General features: G+C 38.7%; 4 protein-coding genes. All 4 read left to right on the forward strand.

Translation table 11 applies throughout. The features are described 5' to 3' along the window. Window positions 1-132 precede the first annotated feature (132 nt). The gene (locus PSE7429_RS17425) at window positions 133-1,026 is read left to right on the forward strand and encodes a hypothetical protein (protein ID WP_100228977.1); all 894 of its coding nucleotides are present in this window, start codon (window positions 133-135) and stop codon (window positions 1,024-1,026) included. Window positions 1,027-1,084: 58 nt separating this feature from the next. After that, window positions 1,085-1,774, forward strand: a complete 690-nt coding sequence (locus PSE7429_RS17430) for a hypothetical protein (RefSeq protein ID WP_009628616.1) — start codon at window positions 1,085-1,087, stop codon at window positions 1,772-1,774. 118 nt (window positions 1,775-1,892) lie between these two features. After that, window positions 1,893-2,828, forward strand: a complete 936-nt coding sequence (locus PSE7429_RS17435; protein ID WP_009628617.1) for an IS5 family transposase — start codon at window positions 1,893-1,895, stop codon at window positions 2,826-2,828. Window positions 2,829-2,914: 86 nt separating this feature from the next. Then, entirely contained in the window at window positions 2,915-3,061 is a 147-nt protein-coding gene (locus PSE7429_RS25255; RefSeq protein WP_009628618.1) for a hypothetical protein, read from the forward strand. Window positions 3,062-3,070 lie beyond the last annotated feature (9 nt).

Below are 3,070 nucleotides of genomic sequence, written 5' to 3' on the forward strand. Positions count from 1 at the left end.
CAAGGCTTTTACTTTTGGGCTTTTAAAATTTGCCAGCTTAACCCGAACTGACGTTACTTAGAAAGAAAAAATTACGCAGGATGCTTAGTTGTGCCAAAATAAATCATATTACTTAAAATAATTTGCTTTAATATGAAAATTGGATATAGCATGTTGCTTGGAGAGTACATGGATGCTGTTCATATAGAATATGAAGACTGTAAAGGATTTCAAATAGTTTGTCCTTCATGTTACGAAGCTATCTTTAAGGTTGTTAGAAACTCAATTTCTGAGACGGGAACAATTGACTATTTATCTCACTATTCTACTTCTAGGTCTTACGAAGCAGAATGTGAACTTCGCTCCAAAAATTTATCTAGTGTAGAACGAGAGAATCACAATTCAATTTCTAGAAATCAAAGACTAAGATATTTCCTTGCCGTTCTTCAAGAGATGATTGCTGAAGACCCAATTTACTCTCATGGGTATAAGAAGCCCCATAAGAAACTTAACCTATCGGAAGCATTAAAATATTTTAGAAGTGGACTTTTCTCTCATTGTCAAAAACAGTCATTCTCACAAGAAGAGTTTAACTTAATCTCAGATGAGTACATTTCTCATGTTGAGATAGTTGGTGGGACTGTAAAAACAGATTTTTCAATCTCTGTACAAAAACGTATCGCATATGATGTATGGAAGCATTTAGTATCAGATAGAAAGCATCGAAATTTTGATTTTTTGTTTAATCATGGATACATTACTCTCATAGGAAGAATTGCAAATTCAAAAAATGTCAGGGATTGGGTTCCTGAAGAAGAATATATAATACAGTGCTTGATCGAAATAGTTGAGTCTAAAAAATCAAGAGGTATGCAGATTCTTGGAGAAATGCTGCATACTCCTGTTGGCACAAAATTTGCTATAGAAGGAAGTGATTTTTTAAGTAAAACTAGCTCAGAAATTATGCATGAGATGGTTGGTACTTTGATAAGTCTTCCCTATTTTAGTTACCTAGAGAAACATCAACAAAAAAATACAAGAAATTAATGCGATAATTAAAAGCATAATCGCCGATCTTGTAGTGCAATCATTTGGAGGACTACTTATGACTGTTGATTCTCAATTAATTGAAAAGGGTTTAGACGCTAAATTTCTAGAAACAAATAGATTGCAAAGAATTGCAGAAAAATATAGATTGCAAGGATTTGAAGTTGTCATCGAGCCTTCTAAATCCTTGATTCCTTTTGACTTGGGAAATTATTGCCCAGATCTTATTGCCAGAAAGGGATTGGATGAAGGTTACATAATTGAACTTAAAAACTCAATTGCTAAAGTCTCAGTCGATCGCTATCGAGAGATTGCCGAAATAGTAGCCCAGCATCATGGTTGGCGATTTTTACTGATAACTGGAGAAGATATATCTTCAGATGATCCCAAAGATGATAGTGAATTGCTGACTTGGGAACAGATGTTGCAACGTCAAGAACAGGCTCAAAAATTTTTAGCGATCGGCGAAGTGGAAGTTGCCTTTTTATATTTATGGGGGATTTTGGAAGCGGCTATGCGTCGTCAAGCTAGGCAAGTTGCAATTCCGATAGAACGCTTTCCTGCCAACTCTTTAATTAATCATTTATATTCTCAAGGCGAGCTTTCGATGGAGCAGTTTGATCAAGTGAGAGTAATTCAAACCGTGCGCGATCGCCTTGTACATGGTTATCAAATGTCTAAGCTTGATGAACCTACAAAACAATTGCAAGTGCTTGTCAATGAGTTAATTGTAATGTGGAAAATATAAATCTATAGTGCAATCGCCGATCGCGTAGTGGACTGTTTCATCTAAAATAGGGCGTTGTTGCATAAAAAGGGGGTTAGAAGGTAAATTAAGTATTAAGCAGGAGATGAGACCCCGAAAGATGACAGAGAAATATGAGATCCGCAACTGGTCAGAGTATAACGCAGGGCTGAAACAAAGAGGAAGCCTGACCTTTTGGATTAGCGAAGAAGTAATCGAAGGATGGTTAAATCAAACATTAAGCGGCAAACGGGGAGCATCCAAAGACTATAGCGACATAGCAATAGCGACATTTATCACAGTCAAAGCGGTATATCATCAAGCAGGAAGACAAACGCAAGGATTGTTAGAGTCACTATTTAGCTTGATGGGTATAGATTTACCAGTCCCAGACCACAGCACCGTATCAAGACGAACAGCAAGTTTAAGCGTGACATTACCAGTAATCCCCAAACAGGGAGCAGTGCATTTAGTAGTCGATTCAACAGGGATCAAAGTATACGGAGAAGGAGAATGGAAAACACGGCAGCATGGGATTAGTAAGAGGCGGACATGGCGCAAACTACACCTTGGAGCCGATGAATCAACGGGAGAAATTCTGGCTGCGGTGGTCACCATGAATGATTGCCACGATGGTGAAGTACTCGCCGATATTCTCGAAGGCATTGATGCTGAAATCGCTCAAGTTTCCGCAGATGGAGCCTATGACCATCGTCATTGTTATGACGAGATAGCCCAACATGGTGCTAAAGCCGTGATTCCTCCGCGCAAAGATGCCAAAATCTGGCTTCATGGCAATACCAATGCTGCACCACATCCCCGTGACCAAAATCTCCGTTATATCCGTAAACATGGGCGTAAAAAATGGAAACGTGACTCAGGTTATCATCGTCGTTCTTTGGCAGAAACCACGATGTTTCGTTTCAAAAAAATCTTTGGTGGTACTTTATGTTCTCGTAAATTTGACAATCAGGCGGTTGAGTTGTTCATCAAATGTGCTGCGCTTAATCGCATGATTCAACTTGCTAAACCTGTCTCCTGTTCTGTTGTTCGTTAATTATCTATCCTAATATTCTCTATTCTTTTGTCGTAAAGAATCAGGTAAGAAATTGACAAAAGAGCCAAAGCGGCTAAAGTAAAGGGATGAAAGAGCCACCGCAATATGAACGAGAAGCCCTAGAAAATATGCCAGTAGGAGAACTGGTAGAAGTAATCGTGCGGCAACAGGAATGGGCGCAACAAATATACGAAGAAATAGAGAGACTAAAAAGCGGTGAACAACAGGAGTAGCAAAGACTC

Source organism: Pseudanabaena biceps PCC 7429 (genome assembly GCF_000332215.1).
Lineage (GTDB): Bacteria > Cyanobacteriota > Cyanobacteriia > Pseudanabaenales > Pseudanabaenaceae > Pseudanabaena > Pseudanabaena biceps.

Bases quoted from the DNA above. Each gene is read 5' to 3' on its own strand.
- PSE7429_RS17425 (WP_100228977.1), top strand. From the start codon at position 133: ATGAAAATTGGATATAGCATGTTGCTTGGAGAGTACATGGATGCTGTT.
- PSE7429_RS25255 (WP_009628618.1), top strand. From the start codon at position 2,915: ATGAAAGAGCCACCGCAATATGAACGAGAAGCCCTAGAAAATATGCCA.
- PSE7429_RS17435 (WP_009628617.1), top strand. From the start codon at position 1,893: ATGACAGAGAAATATGAGATCCGCAACTGGTCAGAGTATAACGCAGGG.
- PSE7429_RS17430 (WP_009628616.1), top strand. From the start codon at position 1,085: ATGACTGTTGATTCTCAATTAATTGAAAAGGGTTTAGACGCTAAATTT.